At 39.8% G+C, this 1,921-nt stretch carries 5 protein-coding genes and 1 pseudogene; 2 read left to right on the top strand and 4 right to left on the bottom strand.

From position 1 onward, the window contains the following. Positions 1-207, top strand: a pseudogene (locus tag BN338_RS07110) (phage antirepressor Ant); the annotation flags it as partial. A 118-nt stretch (positions 208-325) separates the two neighbouring features. Next, on the top strand, positions 326-526 hold the full coding sequence (locus BN338_RS07115; protein ID WP_051018511.1) for a type II toxin-antitoxin system RelB/DinJ family antitoxin: 201 nt from the start codon (positions 326-328) through the stop codon (positions 524-526). A 48-nt stretch (positions 527-574) separates the two neighbouring features. On the opposite strand, the gene BN338_RS07120 is transcribed toward BN338_RS07115, so the two are convergent. Genes BN338_RS07120 through BN338_RS07135 form a run of 4 tightly spaced genes read right to left on the bottom strand, consistent with a single transcriptional unit; the run spans position 575 to position 1,808 of the window. Then, entirely contained in the window at positions 575-793 is a 219-nt protein-coding gene (locus tag BN338_RS07120; RefSeq protein ID WP_039760471.1) for a hypothetical protein, read from the bottom strand. Further along, complete coding sequence (locus BN338_RS13190; RefSeq protein WP_033313391.1) at positions 786-989, bottom strand: hypothetical protein; 204 nt, start codon at positions 987-989, stop codon at positions 786-788. The genes BN338_RS07120 and BN338_RS13190 overlap by 8 nt, the downstream gene beginning before the upstream one ends. Further along, positions 922-1,149: a hypothetical protein gene (locus BN338_RS07130; protein ID WP_039760475.1), complete on the bottom strand. Its 228-nt coding sequence runs from the start codon at positions 1,147-1,149 to the stop codon at positions 922-924. Before BN338_RS07130 ends, BN338_RS13190 begins: the two co-directional genes overlap by 68 nt. Continuing rightward, the gene (locus BN338_RS07135) at positions 1,146-1,808 is read right to left on the bottom strand and encodes a lysozyme (protein ID WP_039760477.1); all 663 of its coding nucleotides are present in this window, start codon (positions 1,806-1,808) and stop codon (positions 1,146-1,148) included. Before BN338_RS07135 ends, BN338_RS07130 begins: the two co-directional genes overlap by 4 nt. Positions 1,809-1,921 lie beyond the last annotated feature (113 nt).

The raw sequence follows: 1,921 nt of genomic DNA on the forward strand, positions 1-1,921 counted from the left end.
TCTGTTGATTATGATAATGATACACGCTTTGATTTGCCAAGCTATTGGGAGGGTTTGAATGCTGGTGAAAAAGCTCTGTATCTTTTAGGACCAATCCATATGCGTCTTATTGATGCTTTTAGAGTGGATGAAGAGAACAGGAAATATAAAGCCCTCATTAAAGAAGCTAAGCGGGTTTTAGCAAGATCTGTTACGAAAGCTGCTTAATGTAAATGTGAAATCCTCTTCTCGCCTTAAAAGTGGGGAGGGGATTATTAGATAAATCTCTTTACATAAGCTTTAAATGCAATACATTGTAGTACAAGTAAATAGGGGGTTTAAGCGAATGGGTAAAATTCAAGCACGCATACCTGATGAAGTTCAGGAAGTTGCAAGTGCAGTTATTAAATCCACGGGCTTAACTGTATCAGATGCGGTGCGTATATTTATGACTCGCATTGCTAGAGATAGAGCATTACCACTTGATCTATTTCACCCCAATCCGAAAACATTGCAGGCTATCGAGGATGCTGAAATGGGACTTTAGAACTTTTACGGCTTGGTTCACATTCTGAACTGCGTTTATGGTAATTTTTCAAGTTTTTGAAAACCACTGCTTTAAGTGTGCAATGACATTATCTATGGCATCCATTAGACGCGCAAAATCAAGGATAAGCAAAAAAAGAAAAAATACTATCCATTTCATGAGACGCGACATCATTTTCACACTTTGGTAGGCAATGATCATTTCTTGAAGCATGGCTTTTTCCGCTTCTGTAAGCTCTGTATCGTCTTTTGTTCTTTTTCTAGCCATGTTTCCACCCACACACACGTTCGCCCTGCTTGTTATGCTTTAAGATCTCTCTTGCTAAATTGGAACTGATGACGTCAACATCTTGCCTCTCTAAATAAATTGGCAACCAACCAACACAAGAGATATACTTATTTGTCCCGCAACCAACGAGAGAGAGCAGCACGCACATCAGTATCACTTTTCTGATTAACTTCATTTTCCACCTCCAGCCGTGTTGTTGCTGCCTTTAAGGTTTTTTCTATTTGCTTTTTCTGTTCTGCCTTTTTTCCAAGGGTAAAAGCTTTTGCCAAAGCCATAAAAAAAGCGGCTAGAGCCGCGCCTGTTAATAGCAGATTTCTTTTCATCCATAAGATCATAGACGGTGTTCCTGAAAACGTTTAGCAACAAAGAAAATGCCAGCACAGGCGGCTAAAACCATAATGATAGCAAATGCCCATTGCACTGGACCATTGCCTGCTAATAAGCCTCCAAGCCCTGAAAAAGAACCAATGACTGGTGCAAGAGCTTCTGCTTTAAAAAGTCCCGTTGGTGCTTGCGTTTCTACGGTTTGGTAGTTAGAGGAAACAAAAGCACCTTTTGCCCATAATCCTGCTTCTGCCGCACGCCGGTGTACAAGACCTTGCAAGCGCTTACCACCTGCTTTGGTCCATTTTTGTAATTCGGTTGGGATTGCTTCATAATCGCCACTATTAAGTTTCTTTAACAGAGTTGAATTGCAAAAAGCTGTTGTTCCTACATTATAGCAAAAGGAGACCAATGCTGCGAATTGTTCATCGGTTAAAGAAACTTGAACGGCTTGTTCAACGGCATTTTCAAATTGTCGTAAATCTTGGCAAAGAAGTTCTTCTGCTTGTTTTTCAGTGATTGCCATGCCTTTATGGACAAAAGGTTTTCCAGCATTGTTTGTATGTCCATAACCAATGGTCCATACCCCAATGGTGTCTTTATAGGCATTGAGACGTAAACCTTCCCATTGTTTAATCAGTGCTAGCCCTTCTTGTGATATTGTTCTCATGTGTTGCTCCTATAAAAAAAAGCTCTGCAAAAAGCAGAGCTAAATTAAAAAATTGACATTTTTCCCATTCGAAAGGATGGCTTGTTAAAACCTATTTAGAAGAAGCATCTTAA

The organism is Bartonella queenslandensis AUST/NH15, from assembly GCF_000312585.1.
In the GTDB taxonomy this organism is placed as follows: Bacteria; Pseudomonadota; Alphaproteobacteria; order Rhizobiales; family Rhizobiaceae; genus Bartonella; species Bartonella queenslandensis_A.

Bases quoted from the DNA above. Each gene is read 5' to 3' on its own strand.
- BN338_RS07130 (WP_039760475.1), bottom strand. From the start codon at position 1,149: ATGATCTTATGGATGAAAAGAAATCTGCTATTAACAGGCGCGGCTCTA.
- BN338_RS13190 (WP_033313391.1), bottom strand. From the start codon at position 989: ATGAAGTTAATCAGAAAAGTGATACTGATGTGCGTGCTGCTCTCTCTC.
- BN338_RS07120 (WP_039760471.1), bottom strand. From the start codon at position 793: ATGGCTAGAAAAAGAACAAAAGACGATACAGAGCTTACAGAAGCGGAA.
- BN338_RS07135 (WP_039760477.1), bottom strand. From the start codon at position 1,808: ATGAGAACAATATCACAAGAAGGGCTAGCACTGATTAAACAATGGGAA.
- BN338_RS07115 (WP_051018511.1), top strand. From the start codon at position 326: ATGGGTAAAATTCAAGCACGCATACCTGATGAAGTTCAGGAAGTTGCA.